At 59.6% G+C, this 26286-nt stretch carries 21 protein-coding genes and 1 pseudogene; 15 read left to right on the top strand and 7 right to left on the bottom strand.

Annotated elements, in window-relative coordinates; genetic code table 11:
• Positions 1-138: 138 nt before the first annotated feature.
• Positions 139-1911 (top strand): C4-dicarboxylic acid transporter DauA, encoded by a 1773-nt coding sequence (gene dauA / locus LCW13_RS10325; protein ID WP_225346786.1) that lies wholly within the window; start codon positions 139-141, stop codon positions 1909-1911.
• 174 nt (positions 1912-2085) lie between these two features.
• Here the strand turns inward: dauA and LCW13_RS10330 are convergent, their stop codons facing one another.
• The 4 genes from LCW13_RS10330 to LCW13_RS10345 form a co-directional block, all read right to left on the bottom strand.
• Complete coding sequence (locus tag LCW13_RS10330) at positions 2086-2787, bottom strand: FadR/GntR family transcriptional regulator (protein WP_225346787.1); 702 nt, start codon at positions 2785-2787, stop codon at positions 2086-2088.
• A gap of 167 nt (positions 2788-2954) precedes the next feature.
• The gene (locus LCW13_RS10335) at positions 2955-4475 is read right to left on the bottom strand and encodes a tripartite tricarboxylate transporter permease (protein WP_225346788.1); all 1521 of its coding nucleotides are present in this window, start codon (positions 4473-4475) and stop codon (positions 2955-2957) included.
• Positions 4475-4945 carry a tripartite tricarboxylate transporter TctB family protein gene (locus tag LCW13_RS10340; RefSeq protein ID WP_225346789.1) on the bottom strand — a complete coding sequence of 157 codons (471 nt, stop codon included), beginning with the start codon at positions 4943-4945 and terminating at the stop codon, positions 4475-4477. The genes LCW13_RS10335 and LCW13_RS10340 overlap by 1 nt, the downstream gene beginning before the upstream one ends.
• Positions 4946-5004: 59 nt before the next feature.
• Positions 5005-5970 (bottom strand): Bug family tripartite tricarboxylate transporter substrate binding protein, encoded by a 966-nt coding sequence (locus tag LCW13_RS10345; RefSeq protein WP_043334189.1) that lies wholly within the window; start codon positions 5968-5970, stop codon positions 5005-5007.
• Between the two features lie 648 nt (positions 5971-6618).
• Between LCW13_RS10345 and LCW13_RS10350 the strand changes: the two genes are divergently transcribed.
• The 10 genes and pseudogenes from LCW13_RS10350 (at position 6619) to LCW13_RS10395 (ending at position 18158) form a co-directional block, all read left to right on the top strand.
• Complete coding sequence (locus LCW13_RS10350) at positions 6619-7395, top strand: SDR family NAD(P)-dependent oxidoreductase (RefSeq protein ID WP_225346790.1); 777 nt, start codon at positions 6619-6621, stop codon at positions 7393-7395.
• Positions 7396-7603: 208 nt separating this feature from the next.
• Positions 7604-9196: an aldehyde dehydrogenase (NADP(+)) gene (locus LCW13_RS10355; protein ID WP_225346791.1), complete on the top strand. Its 1593-nt coding sequence runs from the start codon at positions 7604-7606 to the stop codon at positions 9194-9196.
• A 186-nt stretch (positions 9197-9382) separates the two neighbouring features.
• Entirely contained in the window at positions 9383-10408 is a 1026-nt protein-coding gene (locus LCW13_RS10360; RefSeq protein WP_225348145.1) for a sugar kinase, read from the top strand.
• A 100-nt stretch (positions 10409-10508) separates the two neighbouring features.
• Positions 10509-11522, top strand: a complete 1014-nt coding sequence (locus LCW13_RS10365; protein WP_404813687.1) for a 2-hydroxyacid dehydrogenase — start codon at positions 10509-10511, stop codon at positions 11520-11522.
• A 195-nt stretch (positions 11523-11717) separates the two neighbouring features.
• Positions 11718-12830, top strand: coding sequence for a LacI family DNA-binding transcriptional regulator (locus LCW13_RS10370; RefSeq protein WP_225346793.1), 1113 nt, complete (start codon positions 11718-11720; stop codon positions 12828-12830).
• Positions 12831-13005: 175 nt separating this feature from the next.
• Complete coding sequence (locus tag LCW13_RS10375) at positions 13006-14070, top strand: TRAP transporter substrate-binding protein (RefSeq protein ID WP_225346794.1); 1065 nt, start codon at positions 13006-13008, stop codon at positions 14068-14070.
• Between the two features lie 155 nt (positions 14071-14225).
• Complete coding sequence (locus tag LCW13_RS10380; protein ID WP_225346795.1) at positions 14226-14843, top strand: TRAP transporter small permease; 618 nt, start codon at positions 14226-14228, stop codon at positions 14841-14843.
• On the top strand, positions 14840-16147 hold the full coding sequence (locus LCW13_RS10385) for a TRAP transporter large permease (RefSeq protein WP_225346796.1): 1308 nt from the start codon (positions 14840-14842) through the stop codon (positions 16145-16147). Before LCW13_RS10380 ends, LCW13_RS10385 begins: the two co-directional genes overlap by 4 nt.
• Before the next feature lie 465 nt (positions 16148-16612).
• Positions 16613-17428: pseudogene (locus LCW13_RS10390) on the top strand (DUF4437 domain-containing protein).
• Positions 17429-17744: 316 nt separating this feature from the next.
• The gene (locus LCW13_RS10395; protein WP_225346797.1) at positions 17745-18158 is read left to right on the top strand and encodes an FAD-dependent oxidoreductase; all 414 of its coding nucleotides are present in this window, start codon (positions 17745-17747) and stop codon (positions 18156-18158) included.
• A 206-nt stretch (positions 18159-18364) separates the two neighbouring features.
• On the opposite strand, the gene LCW13_RS10400 is transcribed toward LCW13_RS10395, so the two are convergent.
• Complete coding sequence (locus LCW13_RS10400) at positions 18365-19783, bottom strand: IS1380 family transposase (RefSeq protein WP_088743481.1); 1419 nt, start codon at positions 19781-19783, stop codon at positions 18365-18367.
• A gap of 66 nt (positions 19784-19849) precedes the next feature.
• Between LCW13_RS10400 and LCW13_RS10405 the strand changes: the two genes are divergently transcribed.
• The 3 genes from LCW13_RS10405 to LCW13_RS10415 are packed head-to-tail and all read left to right on the top strand — an operon-like array spanning position 19850 to position 23279.
• Complete coding sequence (locus LCW13_RS10405) at positions 19850-20770, top strand: NAD(P)/FAD-dependent oxidoreductase (protein WP_404813688.1); 921 nt, start codon at positions 19850-19852, stop codon at positions 20768-20770.
• 12 nt (positions 20771-20782) lie between these two features.
• Entirely contained in the window at positions 20783-22240 is a 1458-nt protein-coding gene (gene aldA / locus LCW13_RS10410; RefSeq protein WP_225346799.1) for an aldehyde dehydrogenase, read from the top strand.
• A gap of 34 nt (positions 22241-22274) precedes the next feature.
• A complete protein-coding gene (locus LCW13_RS10415; RefSeq protein ID WP_225346800.1) occupies positions 22275-23279 on the top strand; it encodes a TRAP transporter substrate-binding protein in 1005 nt (334 codons plus the stop codon).
• A gap of 87 nt (positions 23280-23366) precedes the next feature.
• Here the strand turns inward: LCW13_RS10415 and LCW13_RS10420 are convergent, their stop codons facing one another.
• Positions 23367-24200, bottom strand: a complete 834-nt coding sequence (locus LCW13_RS10420) for a helix-turn-helix domain-containing protein (protein ID WP_216060850.1) — start codon at positions 24198-24200, stop codon at positions 23367-23369.
• Between the two features lie 111 nt (positions 24201-24311).
• Here LCW13_RS10420 and LCW13_RS10425 point away from each other — a divergent pair, with 111 nt between their 5' ends.
• Positions 24312-24689: a cupin domain-containing protein gene (locus LCW13_RS10425; RefSeq protein WP_225346801.1), complete on the top strand. Its 378-nt coding sequence runs from the start codon at positions 24312-24314 to the stop codon at positions 24687-24689.
• Positions 24690-24914: 225 nt separating this feature from the next.
• On the opposite strand, the gene uxuA is transcribed toward LCW13_RS10425, so the two are convergent.
• The gene (uxuA, locus tag LCW13_RS10430) at positions 24915-26093 is read right to left on the bottom strand and encodes a mannonate dehydratase (RefSeq protein WP_225346802.1); all 1179 of its coding nucleotides are present in this window, start codon (positions 26091-26093) and stop codon (positions 24915-24917) included.
• Between the last annotated feature and the right edge of the window lie 193 nt (positions 26094-26286).

A 26286-nucleotide genomic window follows, 5' to 3' on the forward strand; every position in this document is an offset into this window, starting at 1 on the left:
TCATGACAGGGCAGTCCGTCACAGACGGCTGGCCTGCTGTCGCCTGGCGCAGTGTCATGTTCGGACATGCCACGCCATGCCCTGATACGGCCAGCACCAGGTTCAGCGTCGAGATTCCCTCCGCGAGGACCCGCCCCGATGACCTCCAAGCGCTCCCCCATGCGCCTGCCCCCGATTGCCACCGGCCTGCGCAGTGCATGGCACTCAGGCTACGGCCTCACCGATCTGCGTCAGGACATCCTGGCCGGGTTGACCATCGGCACCGTGGCAGTGCCGTTGTCCATGGCACTGGCCATCGCGGCCGGGGTCGCGCCACAGCATGGCCTTTATACGGCCATCGTCGCGGGGGCAATCATCGCCATGACGGGCGGCTCACGCGTCAACGTTTCGGGGCCCACCGCGGCCTTCGTGGTGATCCTGTTTCCCATCGTTCAGCAGTACGGACTCGGCGGCCTGTTGATCGCCACCATGATGGCGGGGGCGATTCTGATACTGCTGGGGCTGACGCACATGGGGCGGCTGATCCAGTTCGTGCCCTATCCGGTCGTGCTCGGCTTTACCGCCGGCATCGCCGTGGTGATCGCCGTCCTGCAGGTGCCTGACTTTCTGGGCCTGAGTGTCGGACAACTCAGCGAGCACTTCGTCGAGAATGTCGGGCATATTCTGGCCGCACTGCCGACGCTGAACCCTCATGAACTCTCCATCGGGGTCTTTTCACTGGCCGTCATGCTGCTGTGGCCACGCCTGCACCTGCCCGTCCCCGCGCCACTGGTCGGCTTGATCGTCGGCGCACTGGCGGCCCATGCGCTCGAACTCGCCTTCGGCGGTGACACCCAGGGTCCGCTGGTGGAAACCATCGCCTCCCGCTTCAGCTGGGAAGCGGGAGGCAGCAGCGGCACGGGCATTCCGCCCATCGCCCCAACGCTGATAACTCCCTGGCAGCTGCCCGGCGCGGATGGCCAGCCGCTGACACTGGATTTCGAGCTGATCCGTGCACTGATGGGGCCCGCCATCGCCATTGCCATGCTGGGGGCGATCGAATCCCTGCTGTGCTCGGTGGTATCCGATGGACTGACGCGAACGCGCCATGACCCGGATGCGGAGTTGATCGGCCAGGGGCTGGGCAATCTGATAGCGCCGTTGTTCGCGGGCATCACGGCAACTGCCGCCATCGCACGCACCGCCACCAACATTCGCTGCGGAGCCCGTTCACCACTGGCGGCAGTGGTGCATTCCGCGGTGGTACTGCTTGCAGTGATCGCACTGGCGGATCTGCTGGGCAAGGTGCCGATGGCAACATTGGCGGCGCTGCTGTTCATCGTCGCCTGGAACATGAGTGAGGCTCGCCACTTCGTGCATAGCCTGCGTTCCGCCCCGGGAGGCGATGTGGCGATCCTGTTGATCTGCTTCGGCCTCACCGTGCTGTTCAACATGGTGCTGGCGGTGGCAGTCGGCGTCGGTCTGGCGGCGGCGCTGTTCATACGCCGCATGATGCAGCTGACGCAGACCCGCCAGATCTCCGACACGCCACAGGTCGAGGCGCTTCGCCAGACACTGTGCGAGGGAAGCGACAGCAGCGCCATCGCGCTCTACGACATCGATGGCCCGCTGTTCTTCGGCGTGGCCGAGAAGGCGCTGACCTCACTGCGCCTGGTCGATGACAGAGTCCGGGTCGTGATTCTCGACATGAGCGATGTGCCGAGCATCGATGGCACGGCCATCGTGGCCCTGAAATCCCTGATCGATGACATGCATCACCAGCGAGTGGCGCTGATTCTGGCGGGGCTGCCGAGCCATCTGATCGTCAAGCTGCGTCGAGCCGGGATTCGCACGCGTGCGCACAAGCTCAGCTGGTGCCGCAGCCTGCCACGCGCCGTCGCCGTGGCACGTCGCTGGCTGGGCGAACACTAGCCTTGCGAGCATCGAGCTATGCATATCTTCATAGGCCGCTTGCGCATCTGCAGGGCGCGTTTTCAAGTCTCCCGATACGACAATGCCTCTGATCGGTGACGATCAGAGGCATTGTCATGGGTCATGACGCGTCAGCGAAGCACTCACCATTCGAGGCGCTTACCTGTTGTGGGACTAAGGCGCATGGACGCCTTCGAACATGCGTCGGCGCGCCCCTTCGAGATGCGCCCGCATCGCGCTTTCGGCCGCCGCGGCGTCCTTATCGGCAATCGCATCGATGATCGCCCGATGCTCATCCTGAACGATGCGCAGGCGTTCCTCCGAGGCTCGCAGTGACAGGCCGCGCGTCAGGTTCATACCCTCCTTGATGCTCTGGTTGAGCGAGCGCAGCACGGTGGCGTAGTAGTGATTGCTGGCCGCTTCGGTGATCGCCAGATGGAACTCGAAGTCTTCATCCGAGGCACGATCGTGGTTGAGATTGGCCTGGTTGATGGCTTCGAAGCGCTGGCGAATGTGCTCCAGCTGCTCCGAGGTGCGTCGCAGTGCGGCAAGACCCGCCGCACTGGCCTCGACATTGGTGCGAAACTCGAAGCAACGCTGGATGTCGGCGATGCTGGAGATACGCGCAAATTCGAGCACGGCGCTGTCGGGTCGATTGATGACGAAGCTGCCGGAGCCCCGCCGCGAAACGACGAGATTGTCCTCGCGCAGCCGCGCCAGCGCATCACGCAGCACCGGGCGCGACACCTCATACAGCTCGCACAGGCGCGCCTCGGTGGGCAGCTTCTTGTTGACGGGGTAATCACCGCTGATGATGGCCGCCAGAATCTTCTCGTAGACCACCAGTGCCAGTGAATGCTTGGCTGCGTCACTCATCGTGTCATGTCGCCCTTTCTCATCACTCTTGGTCCACCTTCAGGCATGTCAGATGGTGTGCAATTCTACCGGAAACCCTGCCAGTTGAGGAAAGGCCACGGGACAGCGACGTTCCCCGGCGTCATCACTGCCGCTCGCCCACCCGCTCCACTCGGCTGACGTCCCTTTCAGGCATCCTGGGGCTGAGTCGCTTCCTCTGCCTGCGGTGCCTTACGCCCTGCCTTCACCCCGTTGACGATGATCATGCTCCACACCGCCACCGCGGCGATGGCCAGCACCATGGCGATGGGACGGTCCACGAAGGCGGTCAGGTCGCCATTGGACTTGAGAATCGAGCGCATGAAGTTGCTCTCGACGATCGGTCCGAGAATCACCGCCAGAATCATCGGCCCGACCGGGAAGTCATTCTCGGCCATGAAGAAGCCCATCAGGCCGATGCCGAGCATGATCCAGATGTCGAACATGGCATTGTTGGCCGCGAAGGCACCGACGATGCAGAACATCAGGATCAGCGGGAACAGGATGCCGGTGGGAATCGACAGGATGTGACGCGCCCCACGGATCGCCATGAAGCCCAGCGGCAACAGCAGCAGGTTGGCCAGCACGAAGACCATGAAGATGGCGTTCACCAGCGGTGCCTGGTCGGTGAAGACGTCCGGCCCCGGGGTGATGCCCTTGGTCATCAGGACGCCGATGATGATCGCCGTCACCGTATCGCCCGGGATACCGAATACCAGCGCCGGAATGTAGGCACCGGACAGCGAGGCATTGTTGGCGGAACTGGCCGACACCAAGCCTTCGGGATGGCCCTTGCCGAACTTCTCCGGCGTTCGGGAGAACTTGCGGCTGACGGCATAGCTGATCCAGGAGGCGATGTCGGCACCGGCGCCGGGCAGAGAGCCAATCACGGTTCCGAGTGCCCCACCGCGCAGCACGCCGCCCTTGTACTTCCACAGGGTCGAGCCGACGCCCTCGAAGGGACGCTTGATGACCGGCGGCACGATCGGCGCCGGGTTGCGCGTCTCGGGCATGCGGCGAATCAGCTCGGAGATCGCGAACAGGCCGATCAGCACCGGCAGGATGGAGATACCGGCCAGCAGGTCGTAATTGCCGAAGGTGAAACGCATCTGACCGGAGACACTGTCCATGCCCACCATCGCGATGACCAGCCCCGCCAGCATCGAGATGCCGCCCTTGAGCGGATCACGCCCCGAGACGAGAATCGCGCAGGACAGCCCCAGCAGTGCCAGCCAGAAGTACTCATCGCTGGTGAACTGGATGGCGAACTCGGCGATGCGCGGTGCGAAGAAGGCCAGGATCAGCACCCCGATCACGCCACCGATCATCGAGCAGGTCACGTTCAGACCCAGCGCCAGGCCGACCTTGCCCTGCTTGCCCATCGCATAGGCTTCCTCGGTATAGACCGCCGAGGCCGGGGTTCCGGGGATCCTCAACAGCGCCCCGGGGATGTCCCCTGCCACGATGGCCATGGCCGTGGCGGACACGATGGCGGCAATCGCGGGCAGCGGCTCCATGAAGAAGGTCACCGGTACCAGCAGGGCCGTGGCCATGGTGGCGGTGAGTCCCGGAATCGCCCCCATGAAGAGCCCGAAGAGCGACGCGGCGAGAATGATCAGCATCACTTCCCACGTGAATACCATCGTGGCGGCTTGCAGTAAGTCACTCATCAGTAGATCACCTTTTCCAGCAGGCCCAGTTCAAGCGGCACGTGCAACAACTGGCCGAAGACTTCCCAGATCACGCCTGTCGCCACCAGTGCGATACCCCCGGCAGGCAACCAGCGACGGTGATGGAAGGTATAGAGCAGCAGCGTGAGCAGCACGAAGGACACCACGGGGAAGCCCACGATCGGTGTCAGGTAGATGTAGGCCACGATAGACGCGCAGATGGCGGCCAATGTCATGATGAAGGTGATCAATGGCACGGGGTGCTGCCAGGCAAACCAGACTTCACGATTGCGCAGCCCACGGACCAGCAGGATGGCCCCGAACAGTATCAGCAGTGCGCCGATGACGGTGGGAAAGGTACCGGCCCCATATTCCTGGCGCGGCAGGTTCTTCAGGTCGAGGGAGGCATATATGACGGCAGCCCCGAAGGCTGCCGTCACCACACCCGTTACCTTGTCGTTGGTACGCATGTGCGGTTACTCATGAAGACTCAGGAGGAAACGTTCGAACACGAAGCTATGCGACATGCTCAGTTGGCCAGCCCCAGTTTTTCGATGGTGGCAGCGTTCTTTTCATCCTGATCTTTCATGAAGGCACGGAACCCTTCGGCATCTTCCCACACGGTGCCGTAACCGCGGCTTGCCATGAAGTCCTGGAACTGCTCGGACTTCCAGACCTTCTCGGTCGCTTCAGACAGACGCGCGGTGACCTCTTCCGGCAAGCCCTCAGGGCCGACCAGACCGCGCCAGGAGCCTTGGCTCCACTCGGAGCCGGTCAGCTCCTTGGCAGACGGAATGTCCTCGAAGGAATCGACACGCTCATTGGCGAGTACCGCCAGCGCCTTGACGCGACCCGACTGGCGCATGGATTCGATTTCCGGCAGCGAGGAGAACACGATATCCACGCCACCAGCGGCGAGTTCCTGCAGGCCCGGTGCCGCGCCTTCGCTGGGTACCAGCGTCACGTCATTCGGGTTGATGCCCTGCTGATCCAGGAAGCCCGCAAAGGACAGATGGTAGGCCGCCCCCGGCGCAGAACCTGACACGGTGTAGTCACTGGGGTTGGCCTTCAGCGCCGACAGCGCATCATCCAGCGTCTTCCATTCGGAATCGGCATTCACCGTGAAGGAGGCGTAGTCCAGGTTGAGCAGCGCGATCGGCGTAAAGTCCTCATAGGACAATTGCGCGGTGCCGATGTGCTGATAGGTGGCGATCTCTGCCGTGCCAAGCCCCAGGGTATAGCCGTCGGGGCGCGCCATCTTCATGGCCATGTGCCCCACCACCCCGGAACCGCCGGTCTTGTTGACCACATTGACCGGCTGACCGAGCTCTTCCTGCAGGCCCGCCGCCAGCTGACGACCGACCGCATCAGTACCACCACCGGCAGACCAAGGCACGATCAGCGTGATGGGCTTGTAGGGATAGTCGGCTGCCATCACCGCGGAAGCGGACAGGGTCAGCACGGAGGCACAGAGGACTTGTGACAATTTACGCATGGCGAAGACTCTCTCGTTGTCTTGTTATGGAGGCGTTGCGTGGCTGTGTCGATTGTGGCGTTGCAGCGTGGGGCAGCCGCTTTGAGGGTTGGCGATGACTGCCCCGAATACGCAGATCAGTGTCAGCGGGATGCACGAATTTTACAAGTTATTACAACTTGAACTTTAGACCAATCCAAAAATGGACGGCAGGAAGGGAGCGGGGACTGTAGGTCGTGACGGGCTGGCCGGATCAACCCCTAGGATAGCCGACCCCGGCCCCTGCGACCCTTATCCAATGGCCGCAATGCCTTGCGACTCATTGACCGATCCGCATCGAACGCGCCACCATAAGCCATTGATTTAGCTTATTTATCAGAGTTTTTACGACAAATCAGTCTCTTGCCTGATAAGCACAACCCCCTCCCCCTTCAGCCCCAGTCAGGATCGCACGAACCAGGCCTCAGGACAGCCTTCTCACGTCATTTGATAGGCGGGACTGCACTAAAGCACTATTCGCTAGTTGTCATTATTTGTTTGTCGATCCTGTTTGTCTGGGCTAAGGTGACTCGTGCCGAGAGGGAGCCGATGCTCGCCGCAGGCCCCTCCACCTTTCATTCGCCATGCCGCCTCCAAGAGCGTACGGCTTTCCACCGTCAGGAATCCCACATGTTCACCGATCTCAAGCAGAAGAAAGTTCTCATCACCGGCTCTACCAAGGGCATTGGTCTGGCTGCCGCTGTCGCCTTCGCCCGTGAGGGTGCCGTGGTCGGCATCAACAGCCGTCAGCAGGATGACGCCGCGCGTGACGCCATCGCCCAGCTGGAAGCCACCGGGGCACGCTTTGAATATTTCGCACGTGATCTGTCCACCAGCGAAGGCTGCGCCGCCCTGGTGGAAGACTTCACCAAGGCCTTCGGCGGCATGGACGTGCTGGTCAACAACGCCGGTGGCCTGGGCGTGCGTGCAGGACTCGAGAGTCTGGATGATGCCGCCTTCAACCTGGTGATGGACCTGAACCTGCGCTCCGCGATTATGACTACCAAGTACGCCATGCCGCACCTGAAGGCCTCCGCCAAGGACTCCGGCACCACCGCCAGCGTCATCAGCACCGGCTCCATCGCGGGTCGCGAAGGCGGCGGTCTGGGCGCCTCCCTGTACGGCGGCACCAAGGCCATGCTGCACAACCTACATCGCAACTGGGTGAAGGAATTCACCAAGGACAACGTGCGCTTCAACATCGTGTCGCCGGGCACCATCGATACCGTCTTCCATGCCGACAAGAGCGAAGAGCTGCGCACCAAGATCGCCGGCAGCATCGCCATGGGCCGTTTCGGCACCTCCGAAGAATGCGCGCCGACCTTCCTGTTCCTCGCCTCGCACGCCACCAGTGGCTACATCACCGGTCAGGTGATCGACATCAACGGCGGCCAGATGTGCCCGTAAGGCATGTCGCCTATCACCTTCAGCGCGGTGGAATCACGTGAAGTGACGCGCAACCCCCAAGGCGGTGACGCCTCGACCGGCCTGGCCTGTCGAGGCGGCTGCCCCCTTGACCCACTGCGCGTCCTACGCACAGCACCTACCAAGCACCCCAGACCCCACGCACCGTACGTCCCACGCACAGCACGCCCAACGAAAAGAGAGACGCCTCATGTCACCTTCCGATCAGACGACACTGCGCGGCCATCAGCTCATCGGCCAGCAGAGCCTGCTGGCTGACGGCAAGCCGGTTCATGCCATCAACCCTGCCAATGGCGAGCGACTGGACCCCGCCTATCCGGCCGGTGGTGCCCGCGAGGTGGAGCTGGCCTGCCAGCTGGCGCATGACGCCTTCGACAGCTTCCGGGAGACGGACGCCGAGACCCGCGCCGGCTTCCTCGAGACCATCGCCGAGGAAATCGAGGCCATCGGCGAGCAGATCACCGAACGCGCCCTTCAGGAAACCGGCCTGCCACGCGCACGTCTGGAAGGCGAACGCGGCCGCACCTGCGGTCAGCTGCGTCTGTTCGCCGGTGTCGTACGCGCCGGGGAATGGTTGGATGTGCGCATCGACCCGGCCATGCCGGAACGCAGCCCGATGCCACGTGCCGACCTGCGCCAGCGGCGCATCGGTCTCGGCCCTGTGGCGGTGTTCGGGGCCAGCAACTTCCCGCTGGCCTTCTCGGTGGCCGGTGGCGATACCGCCTCGGCCCTCGCGGCGGGCTGCCCGGTCATCGTCAAGGCGCATTCCGCTCACCCGGGCACGTCCGAGCTGGTCGGTGGTGCCATCCAGCGTGCCGTGAAGCGCTGCAACCTGCCGGAAGGCGTCTTCTCGCTGCTCTACGGCAGTGGCAACACCCTGGGCCAGGCACTGGTCAATGACCCGCGCATTCAGGCCGTGGGCTTCACCGGCTCGCGCAGTGGCGGCACGGCGCTGCTCAAGACGGCTCAAGCCCGCCCGCAACCGATTCCGGTCTACGCCGAGATGAGCAGCATCAACCCGGTGCTGCTGATGCCGGCCGCGCTGGAAGCTCGCGCCGAAGCACTGGGACAGGCCTTCATCGCCTCGCTCAACATGGGTGCCGGCCAGTTCTGCACCAATCCGGGGCTGGTGCTGGCGCTGGAAGGTGAGGCGCTGGAGCGCTTCCTCAACACCGCCGCCGACAACGTCGCGGCCAGTGCCTGCCAGACGATGCTGACGCCAGGCATTCATGACGCCTACCGCGGTGGCGTGGAGAAGCTTTCCGCCCTGCCCCAGGTACAGGAAGTGGCGCGCGGTGTGCTGGATGGCGATAACGCAAGCCCGTGTCAGACCGCGCTGTTCCGCACCACCGGCGGCGACTTCCTGAGTGAAGCCGCATTGCAGGAAGAAGTCTTCGGCGCCAGCTCGCTGGTCATCGCCTGTCGCGATCTGGACGAGATGCGTGCGGTCTGCGAGCACCTGGAAGGCCAGCTGACCGCCACCCTGCATCTGGACGATGCCGATATCGATGCCGCGCGCAGCCTGATGCCGGTACTGGAGCGTCGCGCGGGTCGTATCCTCGCCAATGGCTGGCCGACCGGTGTCGAGGTCTGTCAGGCGATGGTCCACGGTGGCCCCTGGCCTGCCACCTCCGACAGCCGTACCACCTCGGTGGGCAGCGCGGCGATCGAACGCTTCCTGCGTCCGGTGTGTTACCAGGACCTGCCCGAAGCACTGCTGAGCCCGAGCCTGCGTGACAGCGCCGACCTGCCACGCCTGGTGGACGGCAAGCGCCAGCACTGAGTCGCGCCAGCACTGAGCCTGTCGACGACTGGTACGCGACAATCAGTACGCAACAAGTGACACGCGCGAACAGCAAGACGGCGCAGCACTATCGGTGCAGCACTACCATGACGGCGCGGCTTCGCCAGCCGCGCCGTCATGCCCGACAAATACAAGGAATGTCTCCAAGACAAAGGACACGCCATGATGTCTGAGCAAGCCAGTGCGTCTTCGACGCCCACCTCTTTCCCTTCTTCCTCGCCACTGGAAATCCTCGCCTTTGGCGAAGCCATGGCCATGCTGGTCGCCGAGAGCGAGGGAGATCTTGCGCACGTCTCACATTACGAGCGCCGTATCGCCGGGGCCGACACCAACGTCGCCATCGGCCTCGCCCGCCTGGGCTTTCATGTTGGCTGGCTGAGCCGCGTGGGTGACGACAGTCTCGGGTGCTACCTGCGCCAGACCCTGCAAGACAATGGCCTGGACTGTCGCCATCTGACCCGGGACAGCGAGGCACCCACCGGCCTGATGTTCAAGGCGCGCGCCAGCCAGGGCGAAGACCCGCATGTCGAGTACTTCCGCCAGGGCAGCGCCGCCAGCCGCATGAATGCACGCGATGCCGATGGCATCGATCTCAGCGCCCTGCGCCACCTGCATGCCACCGGCATTCCGCCGGCCATCTCCCCCAGCTGCCGCGAGCTGTCCTTCCACCTCTTCGAGCAGGCCCGCGCCTCAGGCGCCAGCATCTCGTTCGACCCCAATCTGCGCCCCACCCTGTGGTCGAGCGAGCGTGAGATGCGCGACACCCTCAATCAGCTGGCAAGCCGCGCTGACTGGGTACTGCCGGGTCTGGCGGAAGGCGAACGTCTGACCGGCCACAAGACCCCCGAGGCCATCGCGGGCCACTACCTCGAACAAGGTGCCAAGGCCGTGATCATCAAGCTCGGCCCCGAGGGAAGCTATTACCGTGGGCTGATCGGCGGCCAGGAAGCCGCCTTCAGTGTCCCCGGCCAGCGCGTCAACCAGGTCGTCGATACCGTCGGCGCCGGCGATGCCTTTGCGGTGGGTGCCATCAGCGCCTTGCTCGATGGACTGTCACCTGAAGCTGCCATGCTGCGGGCCAACCTGCTGGGCAGTCGTGCGGTGCAGGTGCGCGGTGACATGGAAGGCCTGCCGGATCGCCAGACACTCACGGCGATCGAGAACGGAGAGGCTGCCAGCCTCGTTTCCTGAGCCGCAAATCGTTCCTGTCGATCCGTTCCTGTCGAACGCGCATGAACTCAAGGAGACCTCCATGCACGCACAGCAGTACTCGCCCCAGGGAGTCAGCCAGATGGCCAGCGACGCGTCCAACCCCAGGCCACGGCACAAGGTCGTCATGCTCAAGGCACTCGACGATGACCAGATGAGCACCCTGCGCGAACACCATGATGTCGTTGTGCTGCCTGAGGGCCTGTCCGCACAGGCGCGGGAAGACGCCCTGCGCGATGCCCTGCATGACGCCCACGGCTTGATCTGTTCAGGACATGTCATCACGCCATCGCTGCTGGATGCCGCCCCCGCACTGCGGGTGATCTGCACGGTCTCCGTGGGCTATGACAACTACCCGCTTGAAGCGATGGACGCGCGCGGCATCCTGCTGTGCAACACCCCGGACGTACTGACCGAGACCACTGCCGATGTCGGTTTCCTGTTGATCATGGCCACGGCACGACGCGCGGTGGAGCTGGCCAACATGGTGCGCGACGGCCAATGGACACATGGCCTCACACCGCCTCACTTCGGTACGGACGTGCACGGCAAGACACTCGGCATGGTGGGCATGGGCCGCATCGGCGCGGCGATCGCGCGGCGCGGTGCACTCGGCTTCGGCATGCGGGTCCAGTATTCGAATGCCTCCCCCAAGCCTGAGCTTGAGAGCGAACTGGGCGCGATCCGCGTCGAGCTGGACACCTTGCTCAAGACCAGCGATTTCGTCTGCGTCACCGTCCCACTCAGCGAGCAGACCGAACGCCTGATCGGCAGACGCGAGCTGGAACTGATGCCCGCCAGCGCCATCCTGATCAACATCGCCCGCGGGCGTGTCATCGATGAAGCCGCCTTGATCGAGTGTCTCGAGCGTGGCGGTATCCGCGGTGCCGGGCTGGATGTCTTCGAGCAGGAGCCGCTGCCGGCAAGTTCGCCACTGACGCGCCTGCCACAGGTCGTGGCGCTGCCGCACATCGGCTCTGCCACCCACGAGACACGCCGCGCCATGGCGCAACGTGCGCTGGACAACCTGCTGTTGGCACTGGCGGGGAAATCGCCGCTGAGTGCGGTCAATGAAGCCAGCTGGACGCGCCGGTAGACCGGTGGCCGGCAGCACGGGGGCCGGCATGCCGGTGACGCAGCCCCTTCGACACATGGCTGCCAGACCAAAGTGCTGAGGGGAGCGCGGGCGAATTGCTCTATGCTCTGGACATGGATTTGGAACTATCCAAAAACGTCTCCACCCCGGCAATGAGTTCGGAATGACAACAAGAAAACGCCCAGGGAAGACGCCATGAAAGATCCCATCACGACACCGCCGGCCAAGGCAGATGCCACGGTGTCATCGCAGGCCCCGTCATCACAGAGCGCCTCGAGCAGCATCACGCTCCAGGATATCGCGGCACATGCCAAGGTCTCGCGCAGCACGGTCTCACTGGTGCTGCGCGAAAGCCCGCTGGTGGCGAAACGCACCCGCGAGAAGGTCCAGGACTCCATCAAGACACTGGGCTACGTCTACAACCGTGGCGCCGCCGCCATGCGCGGCAGCCGCACCGCGACCCTGGGCGTGGTGGTCTATGACATCGCCAACCCCTTCTTCGGCTCCATGGTCGCGGGGATCGATGCCGCCCTGCACCAGGAAGGCTATGTGTCATTTCTCGCCAATAGCGAGGATTCTCCTAAGCGCCAGCAGCGCTTCATCGAGCGCATGCGTGAACATCGTGTCGATGGCCTGCTGCTGTGCCCCGCCGAACACACAGACCCCAACCTGATCCATCAACTAACCGACTGGGGCATGCCCTGCATCCAGGTGATGCGCTATCTGGACGCGCCGCCCTTCGATTACGCCGGTACCGATTTCCGGCGCGTGGCCGAGATGGCCGTCAATCATCTCGTCAGCCTGGGCCATCAGCGCATCGCCTTCATCGGCGGCGCGGATCACTCGGTCAGCCATGACCGCTGGCTGGGCTATCAGGCTGCGCTGGACCGCCACGGCCTGGCCTATCGCCGCCTGGTGCGCGGCAATGGCGTGACGCGGCGCGTCGGCCATGAGCTGATCAAGACCCTGATGCAGGAAAGCCCTCGCCCGACGGCAGTGGTCTGCCACAACGACCTCGTGGCTTTCGGTGCCATGCTGGGCCTGCGCCAGATGGGGCTGGAACCCGGTCGCGACTGTGCCGTGATCGGCACCGATGACGTCGAGGAAGCCGAACTGGGCGATCCGCCCCTGACCAGTATCGCTACGCACCCCTACGCCATCGGGGAGCAGGCGGCGCGACTGGCATTGCGACGGATCGCCAATCCCGGCGGCGAGCGAGAAAGCGTCATCATGCCGCCGGAACTCAAGATACGCCGCTCCTGCGGGAGTCCTGACGACGCCATCGTCGAGACGCCTCGCCCGGACTGACGCCAACGCTTTCTCTGAACGGCGAGTCATGCCTGGAGAGCATCGACTGGCCGCGCAACCCCGAGCATGGACCGGCCGTCTGGAGACTGCCGGTCTGGCAAGCCGCAAGACAGAAAGACTGCAAGACCAAAAGACGCAAGGCACAACAACAAACAACGCCAAGGAAAACGCCATCATGCTGAATTGGATCAATCCAACTACGTCCACCCCTGCCATTTTCCAGCGCTCACCGGTGGGCGCCCGACTGTCCAGAGGGCTGAGCAAGGGGCTGGCCGTCGCGGCCACCACCGGCACCCTGCTGAGCGCCACGCTCGGCTTCTCGGCCAGTGCCCAGGCAATGGAGCTGCGCTTCGGCCACGCCGGCACCGAAGATACCGCCTACCAGCTCGGTGCCGAGCGCCTGCGCGATCTGCTCGTCGAGAAGACCGATGGCGACATCACCATGACCATCATGGGCAACTCGGTGCTGGGCCATGAAACCGAGATGTTCGAGCAACAGATGGCCGGCGCGCTGGACATGTCCATCGTAAGCCCCGGGCTGATCACCGACTTCTCGCCCACGGCCAACGTGTTCACGATTCCCTTCCTGTATCGCGATGTCGATCACTGGCAGAAGGTGCTGGATGGCGAGGTCGGCCAGGAAATCGCCCAGAAGATCAGTGACGAGACCGACGTGAAGGTGCTGGCCTATTTCGGTGGCGGCAAGCGCCACATCGTCAGCTCGCGCGAGGTCACCTCACTCGATGACCTCAAGGGCCTCAAGCTGCGCACCAATCCGACCAAGCCATTGATCGTCGCCTGGCAGGCACTCGGGGTCGAGCCGAGCGTGGTGGCCTGGAAGGAGATCTACACCGCCATCCAGCTGGGCGCGATCCACGGCCTGCTCAATGAGCCGGAATGGACACTGCGCATGCGCTTCCACGAAGTCGCCCCCAACATCGCGCTGTCCGAGCACGACATCACCGTGCGTCTGCTGACCATGTCCAAGATGTCCTGGGACAATCTGGATGAGCAGCAGCAGAAGACACTGATGGAATCCGCGCACGAAGCGGCGGCCTACGCCCGCAAGGTGCAGCTGGAACAGGACGCGGCAGCCCTCGCGGAGCTGGAGAAGCAGGGCGCCAAGCTGCATGAGATCGACCGTGAGCGCATGCAGGAGATCGTCGCTGAGCCGCTCAAGGAAGTGATCGCCGAGATGGGCCTGCAGGACATCTACGACAAGGTACGCGCCGTCAAGTAAGGCATGTCAGGCGGGGTGCCTCACCTGCAGCCATTTCTGGCCTCAGGATAGGCGCCCCGCCACCTTCCTCAGCCCCTGGCGCACGTCACCTCGCGTGTCATCACTCTCGTGCCGTCGCTCTCCTTCCCTCGCACTCTTCTTGAGAGGACAGTGCCATGCCTTCTGTGCTCACAGGGCTCTCGCGTCTCAACCGGGCGCTCGAACGTCTGCTCTATCTCGTCTTGCTGGTGCTGCTGGCAAGCTTCATCGTCTTCATCATCTATCAGATCGCCAGTCGCAATCTGGCCTTCCTGCCGCGCCTGTTCTGGACCGAGGAATTCAGCCGCTTCGCCTTCCAGTGGATGGTGATGCTGGGCACCGCGGTCGGGGTACTGCATGCCGATCACTTCGTGCTCGAAGCCTTCCCTCGTGGCAGTCGTGCCGACCTCGTCACGCGCTGGATCCGTGATCTCGCCTGCCTGCTGCTGGGGGTGTTGTTCATCGTCCACGGCAAGGACTTCGCGCTGTCGGGCCTGCGCCGCAGTGCCATGGCCTCGGGGCTGTCGATGATCTACGTCTATTCGGTGTTCACCGTCAGTGGCGTCTTCATCGTGCTGTTCAGCCTGCAGCGACTCTTGCATGCCTGGTTGTACGGCATGACCGCCATGGAGGCGGCACTCAATACGCCCAACGAGGCGGAAGAACTGGCGACGCCGGAGGAGACACAGGACGTTCTGTCTCCCGCCATCGCCGGCCATGCGCATGACGTGACTGACCGGAGAACACTGCCATGATGCCAATGGACTGGCTCTACCTGATGCCCTGGCTGCTGTTCGGCGTGCTGGGCGTATTGATCGTGATCGGCATTCCCATCGCCATGGCACTGGTGCTGACGGCGACCACGCTGATTCTGCTCGACCCGCGTCTGACCTACTGGATCATGTTCCAGCGCATGTACAACGGCATGGATTCCTTCGTGCTGCTGGCCGTGCCGCTGTTTCTGCTCGCCGGCAACCTGATGAATGCCGCGAGGATCACCGACCGCCTGATCACGCTGTGCATGCGCCTGGTCGGCCACTTCCGTGGTGCACTGGCTCACGTCAATGTGCTGGTCAGCATGCTGTTCGCCGGGGTCTCCGGGTCCTCCACCGCTGACAGTGCCGGCGTGGGGACGGTACTGATTCCGGCCATGAAGCGCGAAGGCTATCCGGTCAGCTTCGCCGTCGCGGTCACCGCTGCGTCCTCCGTGATGGGCACCATCATCCCGCCGTCGATCAACATGATCGTCTGGGGTGCGCTGACCAACACCTCGATCGCCGGCCTGTTTCTCGGTGGCATTCTGCCCGGCGTGATGATCGGCGTGGCCCAGCTACTGCTCAATACCCGCTACGTGCGTCGCTACAACGTGCCGGTGCGCAAGCGTGCCTCCTTCAAGGAACTGGCAAGCTCCGGCAAGGATGGCCTGCTGGCTTCGGGGATTCCGATCGTGATCATCGGCGGCATCACCTTGGGCATCGTGACGCCCACCGAGGCTGCCGTGATCGCGGTGGTCTACGCGCTGGTGCTGGGCTTCGTGATCTATCGCGAGCTGGATCTCACCAAGCTGCTCAATGCCTCCACCGATACCGTCAGGCTGTGCTCGCTGTCGCTGTTCAGTCTGGTGGGCGCGGCCATCTTCGGCTATCTCATCAGCTTCTATCAGATTCCGCCGAAGCTGATGGCGGGCGTCAGCATCACGGACCCGACCGTGCTGCTCATCGTGATGACCATCGTGCTGCTGGTGATCGGCACCTTCATTGATGCCCTGCCCGCCATGGCAATCATGGCCCCCATCTTCTATCCGCTGGCGATGGCGGCAGGCGTGCACCCCGTGCAGTTCGGTGTCATCGGCGTCATGGCGTTGGGCCTGGGCCTGATCACGCCGCCCTACGGCCTGTGTCTGATGATTTCCGCCAAGATCGGCGGCATTCCCCTGCTCAAAGCCATGGCGACCACCATGCTGTACCTGGGTGTGATGCTGGCCGTGATCGTGCTGATGATCCTGTTCCCGGAATTCGTGCTGGCGATCCCGCGCCTGATCGCTCCCGATTTCGTCTGACCTGGCACATAATCCGGACATTCCGAAAACTGTTTGAGGAATGTCCGGAGCTGCCAATCTGTTGCCTCGCAACCCCTCTACTTTCCGCTCGCACCTGGTTCCTGGCCATTTCGACCCACCTGGCCGGACTGGAGGGAATGCGCGAACAAGTGCCAAAAATCCCCTGACGTCTCGGAATATCGAGAAACTCTCCTCACCTCAAGGTGGGCGCCACGCCGCATGCCATGGCATCGCCTCGGGGCCTGACGCCGATAACACGCCCAGGATGAACGACTGATTATCAAGCTTTGATTGAAAGTCTTTTCTCCATCTGCCGCTATATCCCGCCGCCTGCCCGTTCCAGGATTCACGGCGTCGATCGCCAGCGCATCGGCGATTTCCCTTACTTTCCATGATCAGACAGCAGCCACCATGAAACGTCCCGTCTCCCTTGCTCTGCTCGGCCTTTCGGTCGCCTTCGCCAGCATGACCGCCCACGCCGATGACCACTCCACGCTCACACCGACCAGTGAAGTCGTGCAGCAGTCCGACATCGACTGGGGCTACCTGAACCCGCTGCGCGGGGACCAGAGCCCGGCCGCCGGCGACCTGTGGGGCGACCGCACCAAGGATGGCGCTTCGGGTTTCCTGGTGAAGTTCAACGAAGGTTTCTCCTCACCGCCCCACATCCACAACATCACCTACCGTGGCGTGGTCATCTAGGGCGAGGTCCACAACGATGACAAGAACGCCGATGAACAGTGGCTGCCCGCAGGCTCGTTCTGGATCCAGCCGGCAGGGGAATCCCACATCACCGCGGCCAGAGACAAGGTCAACATGGCCTACATCGAGATCAATGAAGGGCCCTATCTAGTACAGCCGGAATCCGAGGCCTTCCACAATGACGAAGAGCCGCTGAATGTCGCAGAGAACAACATGGTGTGGCTGGATGCCAACGACATCCGCTGGATCAACCTGCCGGGCAGCGACGACGCCGAGCAAGGCCCGAATACCGCCTTCCTGTGGGGCAACCCGGACGTCGGCCAGCTGAGCGGCCGCCTGGTCAAACTGCCGGCAGACTTCTCCGGCGAGATCACAAGCCACGCCGACGAATTCCGCGCCGTGGTCATCAAGGGCGACCTGACCCACGAGACTGAAGGCAAGGACGACAGCCAGCGCCTGGCGACCGGCAGCTACTTCGGCTCTCAGGGCGAGATCACCCATGACATCACCACCGGTGCCGACGGCGAGACCCTGCTCTACGTGCGCACCAATGGGGCCTTCGACATCGTCGAGGAATGAAAATTGAGCCATGCGCGGCTTGGCGCGCCTATCTGCGGTAACGACAACGGCCACCCATGGGTGGCCGTTTGTATTCAAACAGGATCAGTGTCTGCCGCATCACAGCCAACCATCTCCTTCCAGCCTTCATCAACATGATGACATCAGGATAATGCCCTCGACGAATATTGTTGGATAATGCCCCATCACTTCCTGAAGATATTGATGCGCGAAACATATTCAGCTCAACTGCTTAAAACAGCGTAAAGAGGTGAATGGCAGACGGCAAGAACGTGTTGATATGCTCGAAACATAATATCAACAACAGGAAAAATTCATGACGAACTCTTCGAAGCTTGGCATCTCTCTATGGAGCCAGACAGCAATCGAAAGAACGGAATATCCTGCGCTGCATGATCATCATCAAGCGGATGTCACCATTATCGGTGCCGGCTTCACGGGGCTACGAGCCGGGTTTGAACTTGTCAGCCAAGGCACTAATGTCATGATTCTGGACAGCCAGGAGCCCGGCTTTGGAGCATCAGGAAGAACGGGCGGCCAAGTCAATCCAATGGCACACGAAACACCCGATCAGATGAGAAGCAAGCTCGGTGATGTCTTCGGCACACGCTTGTCACAGGCCTATATCAACTCCGCTGACGAACTCTTTTCAGTCATCAAGAGCAATAACCTTGACTGTGAGCCTGTTCAAAAAGGATGGATAAGCCCGCCTTATTCACGAGTGCCCTGATCGGGCGGCTTGAAGTGGCTGGCCGTTGGGTTCTCGCACCAGGGGCGCTATCTACGCCGTAACGGCCCGCTGAATCATGCCCAAATGCTGCTCTTCTGTCGTATCTATATAACGTTCAGGAATTAATCACGCCGTTAAAGCAGCCGTCATCGTCGACCGTCGCTGCGATCGCTCGATTCTTGAAGCTATGGTGGTTGCGCCGAACGTCAGCTGAGCGCGGTCAGCTTCGGCAGCCCCTTCAGCAAGGCAGGCCACCATTTATCAGCCGCATCGCCGAGGTGAACGGTGATGCGCCGAGCGTGCAGCGAGAGCGTCGCCGCCACCTTGAGCACCTGTTCACGCATCCGGCTCAGGCTCCAACCCTGCCGGGTCTGGCGCCCCAGCAAGCAGCGAAGGCCATGCAGAACCTGATAGGCGTAGAGACTCAGCAACAGGCTCACCTCATTGCGGGCCATCACGTCCTGGACGGTGGAGGCACCGCGATCGGTCGACGAGAGATGCACGTCGAGCGCCGACTTCACCTCGCCCATGTGCGCTTCGGCGCTGCCGCGCTTGCGATAGAGTGCCAGGATCTTCTCGGGCGGCCAGTCGAACTTGCCGAGGTTGGTGACCAGGAAGAAGGCATGCAGCAGCAGGTCATCGGGGCGTTCCTGAACCACCAGCACCACGCGTCGTGGCGTTGGCCAGGTACCGGCCTGGTATTCAAGGTCGTGGCACCACTCCCGAGGCTGCTCAGGTGGCCGGCCGCGTGGCCGCTTCAGGTAGGGCGCTGCCAGCGCCTGCAAGCCCTTGTGGCTGCGCAGCCGGCCCAGGTACTCGATGCTGCGCTTCTCCAGCGCCTCCAGCGTGTCGTTGTCGGTGAAGCCAGCGTCGATACGCACCCGAACCTGGGCGCCGGTGCTCTCGTTAAGCCGCTTCACCAGGTGCGGGATCCACGTATCAGCGTTCTCGGCGGGGCCGGCGTTGCCCTCGCGCAGCAGGCCGCCGACCATGTCGCCAGTTTCGGCCAACGAGGCGACCAGCGGCGAATAGATCCGCGTACCGTAAAGGCCATGATAAGCGGAACCGCCCTGGTGCCCATGGACCTCAATCGGCAGGCCGTCGATGTCTAGCGTCAGCTGCTTGGGACGCTCGCCGTTCTTCAGCGAGGTCAGGCGCCAGGCCACCAGCCGCAGCAGACCTTCATGCACGGCATCGATGTTGTCGTTGTGTCCAAGGCAGGTCAGCAGCCGCGACAGCGTGGCTTGGGACGGCCTATCCTGGACCAGTGGCGTCATGCCGCGCGCATCACTGCAGGCCAGCTGCCAGAGCGGATCACGGCGCAGCGTGTCGGTATCGCTGAGATCGATCCACCCCATCGCCCGCTGCAGCACCAAGGTGCGTATCTGGCTGGCCAGCGAGTGGCGAATACGCAGCGGATGGCGCGGATCGACCAGGTTATCTTCGAGCGCCTCGATCACGCCACTGCTGTCGAGGGCTTCGCGCAGCAACAATGCGCCGCTGTCGCTGGTGGTGCGGTGGCCGCTCAGCTCGACACGGACAGAGCCGTTGCATGAGGGCGTCCAGGTCGTTAGGGTTTCACCCATGGCGAGTGGTCCTCTTGAATCGTGTTCTGGCAGGAACATCCTGATTCTACAAGAGAAAACCACTCGCCATCTTCGTTTTCAGGTCGGCCTCATGAATAAGCCGGGATAAGAGCAGCGCACTGCCGAAAGGCAGAGAAAAGCCTACACTCCATGCAGCAGGGGTGGGCACGTGAAGGCCTGGATATCGAGATGATTGATACAGAAGAGCTCCTTCGCCTATCAGGTTCCAACTCCTATCGGATTGGAACTTTGACAAAGTCGGCTGGCTGTATTCATCCGCTATCCTATTGCCGTAGCATGGCCAAGAAAATATCTTCCATGGGTGGCAAAATTCATGGAAACACACGAGTCACAAGCGTCGTGCCTGAAGGAAATAAATGGCGTGTCAACTTCCATGATGGCAGCGTTCTCAGTGATTGGGTACTCTTCTGCACCAATGGCTATACGGATAATGTACTAGCAGGATTGAACAAGACATTCATTCCCCTTGTCAGCTTGCAAGCAGCAACCAAACCACTTTCAAATGAACAATACAAGAAGATATTGCCCGAAGGCCATACGATCGCTGATACGCGACGTGTCATTTACTACTCACGACGAGACAATCGCAACCGTATCCTTCTCGGCAGTCTCGGGAGGACTCCGGAGTGCTCTCTAGCTTCCGACAAGCGACGATTGATTACTGCATTCAAGACTGTCTACCCCAGTATTTCAGAAAATGATATTGAATACTTCTGGGGAGGGCGTGTTGCCTTTACTCCCGACCTGCTGCCTCACCTTCATGAGCCGGCCCCAGGAATTCTTGCAGGACTTGGATTCAATGGTCGTGGCGTCGCAATGGGCAGTACGATGGGTAGAGTCATGGCACAAAGAGTGCTGGGGAAAGCCTCAAAAGATTTGGACATTCCCACAACTGATCTTCCGCGGTACCGCTTCTCCGATGCGAAGTCACTCGCCATCGGGCTAGTAATACCCTACCTAGAAACACGTGACCGTTGGGATATCAAGATATCTGGCGTTGCCTAAAGGGATCATGACATGAGAAAAATACACAACTATATCAATTCAAGCTTCACTGACTACCGCGAAAAAAATTCACTGAAGAATATTGACCCCAACACACAAGACATCATCAGTGTCTTTCACAATAGCAACGAGCATGATGTCAGAATGGCCATCATGGCAGCTCAGGATGCACAACCTGAGTGGGCTCGCCTGAAAACGACAAAGCGTGCTGAATACCTCCTCCTCATAGCTGAAGAAGTGATGCGTCAACAGGAAGTTATCGCTCTCCAGCTTGTCAAGGAACAAGGTAAGACACTTCCCCAGGCTAATGCTGAAGTCGCAGGTGCTGCACAATACTTGCTTTACGTTGCTGGGTGGGCACGACGCATCGAAGGTGAAGTTCTGGAAAGCGACAGAGAAGGTGAAACACTTTACCTTAGCAGAAAGCCGATCGGGGTCGTAGGTGCCATTCTGCCCTGGAACTTCCCCTTCTTCATGATAGTGCGTAAATTTGCCCCTGCTCTTCTTACGGGCAATACCCTAATCATAAAGCCAAGTGAAGAAACACCTGACTGTTGCGATATATTTGCACATATATTGCACAAGATCGGAATTCCTCCGGGTGTCTGCAATATTATCTATGGCGATGGCCTTGCAGGCGACCACCTTTGCAAGCAACCTGAAGTCGGCATGATCAGTTTTACAGGTAGTGTTGAAACAGGCAAGAAGATCATGGCCTCATGTTCTCAGAACATAACAAAGGTCAACCTTGAGCTAGGAGGAAAAGCTCCCGCCATTGTTTCAAGAAAAGCAGATATCGATCTTGCAGTGCAAGCCATAAAAGATTCCAAAATCATAAATTCAGGCCAGACTTGTATCTGCGTAGAACGAGTATATGTAGAACGAGCCATTGCAGATGAGTTTCTGGGTAAATTGACCCAGGCCTTCAAAGAGACGACCTTTGGCGATTCCATCGAAGATCAGATGGTAGAGATGGGGCCGTTGATCAACTTCAATGCGCTCGAAAAGATAGAGAAAATGGTAAATGACTCCATCGCAGATGGCGCACAACTGCTATGTGGTGGATCACGTTCAGTGAAGACGAATGGCGCTCATTACCAACCAACTCTGCTAGTCGTAGAAGATAATTCCATGGCAATCATGCAAGAAGAGATATTCGGACCAGTACTTCCTGTCATGATCGTGGATGATATATTGCAAGCAGTTCACCTGGCCAATGACTCAAGATATGGCTTGTCCTCTTCAGTCTACTCTGATGACATCAATGAAATAGGATATGCATGTGAGAATCTTGCGTTTGGTGAGGTATATGTCAATCGTGAGAACATCGAGACCATGCAAGGATATCATGCAGGGCGCCGGCAATCAGGGATAGGAGGAACAGATGGTAAACACGGTTTGTACGACTATATGGAGACACAAGTGACATATTGGCAATCTCGCCATCGTAGCACCCTTCAGGAAAATTGATTCTCGAACCAATATAATTACAAAAGGTGAAACAATGAAACTCAAGAAAATCGCATCAATAGTGACAGCTGTATTGATGATCCCCTCAGCATTCTCTTGCGTACAAGCTGATGAAACATTCAAGATCGCATTGGGTGGACCAGAAAGCGGTTCTCAGTATTTCATGGCATCCCAGTTCTCAGAAGAGCTTGAATCACTCACGAATGGGAAGTACTCGACTGATCTCTTCGTCAATAGTCAACTTGGAACAGAACAAAGTACCGTGAATGACGCCGCGATGGGGTTGCTCGACTTCTCTGTTGTCGCAATCAACAATATCACTCCCTTTTCCCCGACCTCTGGACTATTCACGCTTCCTTACATCTTCAACAATGAAGATGATGTCATGAAAGTCCTGAAGAGTGATGCAACTCAGTCTGTCGTTGACAATACAGTGCGTGATGCAGGCGTTAGAATCGTCGGATGGAGTCTATCTGGCTTCCGGTATCTGACCAACTCAAAACGAGAAATCAAGACACTTGATGACCTCCAGGGATTGGTTATTCGTGTTCCCAAGAATGAAATCATGATCGATACTTACCGTGCCTGGGGGATCAACCCAACTCCCATGGCATGGTCTGAAGTCTTTACTGCTCTGCAACAAAAAGTAGTGGATGGACAAGATCTCTCGGTTATTGACATTGAAAAATCCAAGTTTTACGAAGTGCAGAATTATTTATCTCGGCTGCACTACAACTTCCTTCTGGAACCTTTGATCATGTCTGAGTCGATTTTCCAATCTCAGCCCAAAGAGGTCCAATCTGCCATTCTCAAAGCAGGGAAACTCGCAACAGAAGAGAGCTTCAAGTTCCTTCAGCGCGAAGAGGAATCCGCTATTGAGTCATTGAAGACACATGGCATGAAGATCACATCTCTTGATGAATCAGAATGGAGAGAAAAGGTAGTCAAGAATGTCTGGCCAAATTACTATGAAACCATCGGGCTTGACAATATTAATAAAGCATTGACCACGCTAGGGCGTGAACCAATTCGGGAATAGATCAGAAAGGGAGGGCTTGAACCATCAGCCCTCCCTACTGTGCTCTTCATGAATACACGAAGGAAGATAGAAAGTGCACCATGAGGTCTATAATTTTGCTGGATGCAACAGCATATCCGATGGTGATATTGTATTCTTGATCGCTTCACGAATGGAGAGAGGAATATCATCCTCCTCATGATGTACCAGGCGACATTTACGCATTGCTTCCCTGACATTGATATTCTTGCCGAGAAACTCAAAGATCACCCGCGCAGCCACGGGATAATGGTTACTACATGCAGAAGCGTATAATTGTAGACCAGGTATATAATGTTCAGAAGGTCGATTATTGGGCGCCAAAATGGTTTCTGACACTGTCGCATTCAGAAAGGGTTCTGTCTCTACAATGAAAATTCTATTGGCCATCATAATGACGACTCCATCGTATTTGACAGAAGAGCCACCGCCGAGTGAAACATCCGTCTTGCGCACGCGCTCTATGTGCTTGAGATACGTGACTCCATCTTCTTGGTAAATATGATTGAACGACCGATAGATATGCCCCGGGTAGCCATGCGAGATGAAGTATCGGTAATAATACCCTACAAATCTCTGCAATGATTCACCATGGTTGGTGATGACGGGATGCAGGCGTTTTACAAGTTTTGCAGTCGCATCTTCGGAATCATCTGCCTTGACAGGAGATATCTTCTTGCAAAAGTCATGATTATCGATAGTGATCTCTTCACTTTCCACACCAAAGAAGTCACATATTTTCTTCATGTTGGAAAAAGAGGGCAAGCATTCACCATGCAGATAGCGATTGAACTGTTGCCGATTGATTCCGATCTTTCTGCAGACCTCGGACGCAGAGGAATAAAAATGACAAAGATGCTGCAAGTTAGCTGAGAAATTCTGCTTTACCTGTCGAGTGCTCATTTTGATTCTCGTTGTCTTGTTATAAATAGCTATTCGATAACGTTATTCGAAGATCATTGATCACTCTACTGAAGATATCTTCGATTCTTATTTTCAACCCAGAGGACTCATATGAATTCCATCCCCAGATTCATTCCATTTTCCAGCATCGATGTCGCTCCTTTTCAAAAGGATATCTCATCGTGCGCCACAGCCGGAAATCCACAGCAGAACGTCTGGCTATACTGCAACAATACAGCAGCAGGTGCACGATTCGGAACCTGGGACTGTCAGGCAGGCAGCCACCTTGCAACGATGGATGGTATAATCGAGTTCTGCTACATAATAGAAGGATCAGCTCAGGTGAAAAACCTTGGCACTGGAGAGACCCACTTTGTCACTACCGGCGACGCCTTTGTCATGGAGCCAGGTTTGAAAACTGAATGGTCAGTCGAAAACTACGTAAAGAAATATTTCGTCATCACCGATGCCAACATGCAAGACCAATAAACTCTGAGATGAGCGCCATCAGCATTTGTGCCAGCTCTCATCTTTAGCACGAAGTCCATTTCCGCATCAATGCCTCACGTCGTAATGCTCCTCAAGCAAAAAAGCTCAAAACAATGTGAGGCATGCATGACACCATACAGATACACAAACGGCCACCCATGAGGTGGCCGTTTGTGTATCTGTCATCACGCGACGCCGTTATACCAAACGCTGGATCGCCAGCCGCTAGGTCGCCAACCGTTGGATCGCCATCTCGAGGCCACGGATTTCCGCCAGCCCTTTCATGCGCCCATACAGCGGGTACCCCGGGCGGGTCTCGCGGCGTGCATCGTCCAGGATGTGGTGGCCATGATCCGGGCGCATCGGCAGGGGGGCTCCACCAGACGCCAGGCGGCGGCGCTCTTCTGCCACCAGCACACGAATGATCTCCACCATGTCCAGATCGCCCTCGAGATGCTGTGCTTCATGGAAGGAGCGCTTGTCCTCGCTGTCACGCCCGGTGGCTCTGAGATGAGCGAAGTGGATATGGGAGGCAAAGCGGCGCGCCATGATGCTGAGATCGATCTCCGGATTGGCACCGTAGGAGCCGGTACAGAATGTCAGGCCATTGGCCGGACTGGGTACGACACCCAGCAGCCAATCAGCATCGACCATTCTCGAGACCACGCGCGGCAAGCCGAACATCGGCCGTGGCGGATCATCGGGGTGAATGGCCAGGCGGATGCCGACCTCTTCCGCCACCGGCACGATGGCCTTGAGAAAGGCGGCCAGATGCTGGCGCAGGCGCGCGGCGTCAATTCCGTCATAGGCTGCCAGTGCGGCGCGGAATTCCGCCAGGCTGTAGCCCTCCTCTGCACCGGGCAGTCCTGCAATGATGGTGCGGATCAACTTCTCGCGACCTACCTCATCCAGCGTCTCGAGATGCTGCCGTGCAGCCTGCTGCTCTTCGCTGGTGTATTCATGCTCGGCACCGGGGCGCTCCAGCAGATAGAGATCAAAGGCCGCGAAGGCATCCTGATCAAATCGCAGGGCGGTACCCCCCTCCGGCAGCTGCCAAGCGAGATCCGTACGCGTCCAGTCCAGTACCGGCATGAAGTTGTAGCACACCGTGGTGATACCGCACTCCGCCAGATGGCGCAGCGACTGCTGGTAATTGGCGATATGGCGATCACTGCCGGCCGCGGCCTGCTTGATGCTCTCGTGAACCGGGATGCTCTCGACCACCGACCAGCGTAGACCAGTTGCCTCGATCTGCGCCTTGCGCTCTCGGATGGCGTCCAATGGCCAGACATCACCATTGGGAATCTCATGCAGCGCCGTGACGATACCTGTCGCACCTGTCTGCCGGATTTCCTCGAGCGTGATGGAGTCCGCGGGACCGAACCAGCGCCATGTCGCTTCCATGTCATCTCCTTGACGGTCAAAGGGGGCAAGCACCACCTACCAACAAAATATGACAACCTGTGTCAGCTTCTGCCATGCGACCTATGTCGCTGGCAGCGCGACACAAGCGGACCTGGCTGTCGGCTCGCGAAACAGACGGATCATCACGCCGGATCAAGACAACGGAAGCCCTCATCTGGCGACCCGCAGAATT

The sequence above is a fragment of the Cobetia amphilecti genome, from assembly GCF_020217465.1.
GTDB classification, from domain to species: domain Bacteria; phylum Pseudomonadota; class Gammaproteobacteria; order Pseudomonadales; family Halomonadaceae; genus Cobetia; species Cobetia amphilecti.

Coding starts and splice junctions, on each gene's coding strand:
- dauA (WP_225346786.1), top strand. CDS start 139: ATGACCTCCAAGCGCTCCCCCATGCGCCTGCCCCCGATTGCCACCGGC.
- LCW13_RS10330 (WP_225346787.1), bottom strand. CDS start 2,787: ATGAGTGACGCAGCCAAGCATTCACTGGCACTGGTGGTCTACGAGAAG.
- LCW13_RS10335 (WP_225346788.1), bottom strand. CDS start 4,475: ATGAGTGACTTACTGCAAGCCGCCACGATGGTATTCACGTGGGAAGTG.
- LCW13_RS10340 (WP_225346789.1), bottom strand. CDS start 4,945: ATGCGTACCAACGACAAGGTAACGGGTGTGGTGACGGCAGCCTTCGGG.
- LCW13_RS10345 (WP_043334189.1), bottom strand. CDS start 5,970: ATGCGTAAATTGTCACAAGTCCTCTGTGCCTCCGTGCTGACCCTGTCC.
- LCW13_RS10350 (WP_225346790.1), top strand. CDS start 6,619: ATGTTCACCGATCTCAAGCAGAAGAAAGTTCTCATCACCGGCTCTACC.
- LCW13_RS10355 (WP_225346791.1), top strand. CDS start 7,604: ATGTCACCTTCCGATCAGACGACACTGCGCGGCCATCAGCTCATCGGC.
- LCW13_RS10360 (WP_225348145.1), top strand. CDS start 9,383: ATGTCTGAGCAAGCCAGTGCGTCTTCGACGCCCACCTCTTTCCCTTCT.
- LCW13_RS10365 (WP_404813687.1), top strand. CDS start 10,509: ATGGCCAGCGACGCGTCCAACCCCAGGCCACGGCACAAGGTCGTCATG.
- LCW13_RS10370 (WP_225346793.1), top strand. CDS start 11,718: ATGAAAGATCCCATCACGACACCGCCGGCCAAGGCAGATGCCACGGTG.
- LCW13_RS10375 (WP_225346794.1), top strand. CDS start 13,006: ATGCTGAATTGGATCAATCCAACTACGTCCACCCCTGCCATTTTCCAG.
- LCW13_RS10380 (WP_225346795.1), top strand. CDS start 14,226: ATGCCTTCTGTGCTCACAGGGCTCTCGCGTCTCAACCGGGCGCTCGAA.
- LCW13_RS10385 (WP_225346796.1), top strand. CDS start 14,840: ATGATGCCAATGGACTGGCTCTACCTGATGCCCTGGCTGCTGTTCGGC.
- LCW13_RS10395 (WP_225346797.1), top strand. CDS start 17,745: ATGACGAACTCTTCGAAGCTTGGCATCTCTCTATGGAGCCAGACAGCA.
- LCW13_RS10400 (WP_088743481.1), bottom strand. CDS start 19,783: ATGTTCCTGCCAGAACACGATTCAAGAGGACCACTCGCCATGGGTGAA.
- aldA (WP_225346799.1), top strand. CDS start 20,783: ATGAGAAAAATACACAACTATATCAATTCAAGCTTCACTGACTACCGC.
- LCW13_RS10415 (WP_225346800.1), top strand. CDS start 22,275: ATGAAACTCAAGAAAATCGCATCAATAGTGACAGCTGTATTGATGATC.
- LCW13_RS10420 (WP_216060850.1), bottom strand. CDS start 24,200: ATGAGCACTCGACAGGTAAAGCAGAATTTCTCAGCTAACTTGCAGCAT.
- LCW13_RS10425 (WP_225346801.1), top strand. CDS start 24,312: ATGAATTCCATCCCCAGATTCATTCCATTTTCCAGCATCGATGTCGCT.
- uxuA (WP_225346802.1), bottom strand. CDS start 26,093: ATGGAAGCGACATGGCGCTGGTTCGGTCCCGCGGACTCCATCACGCTC.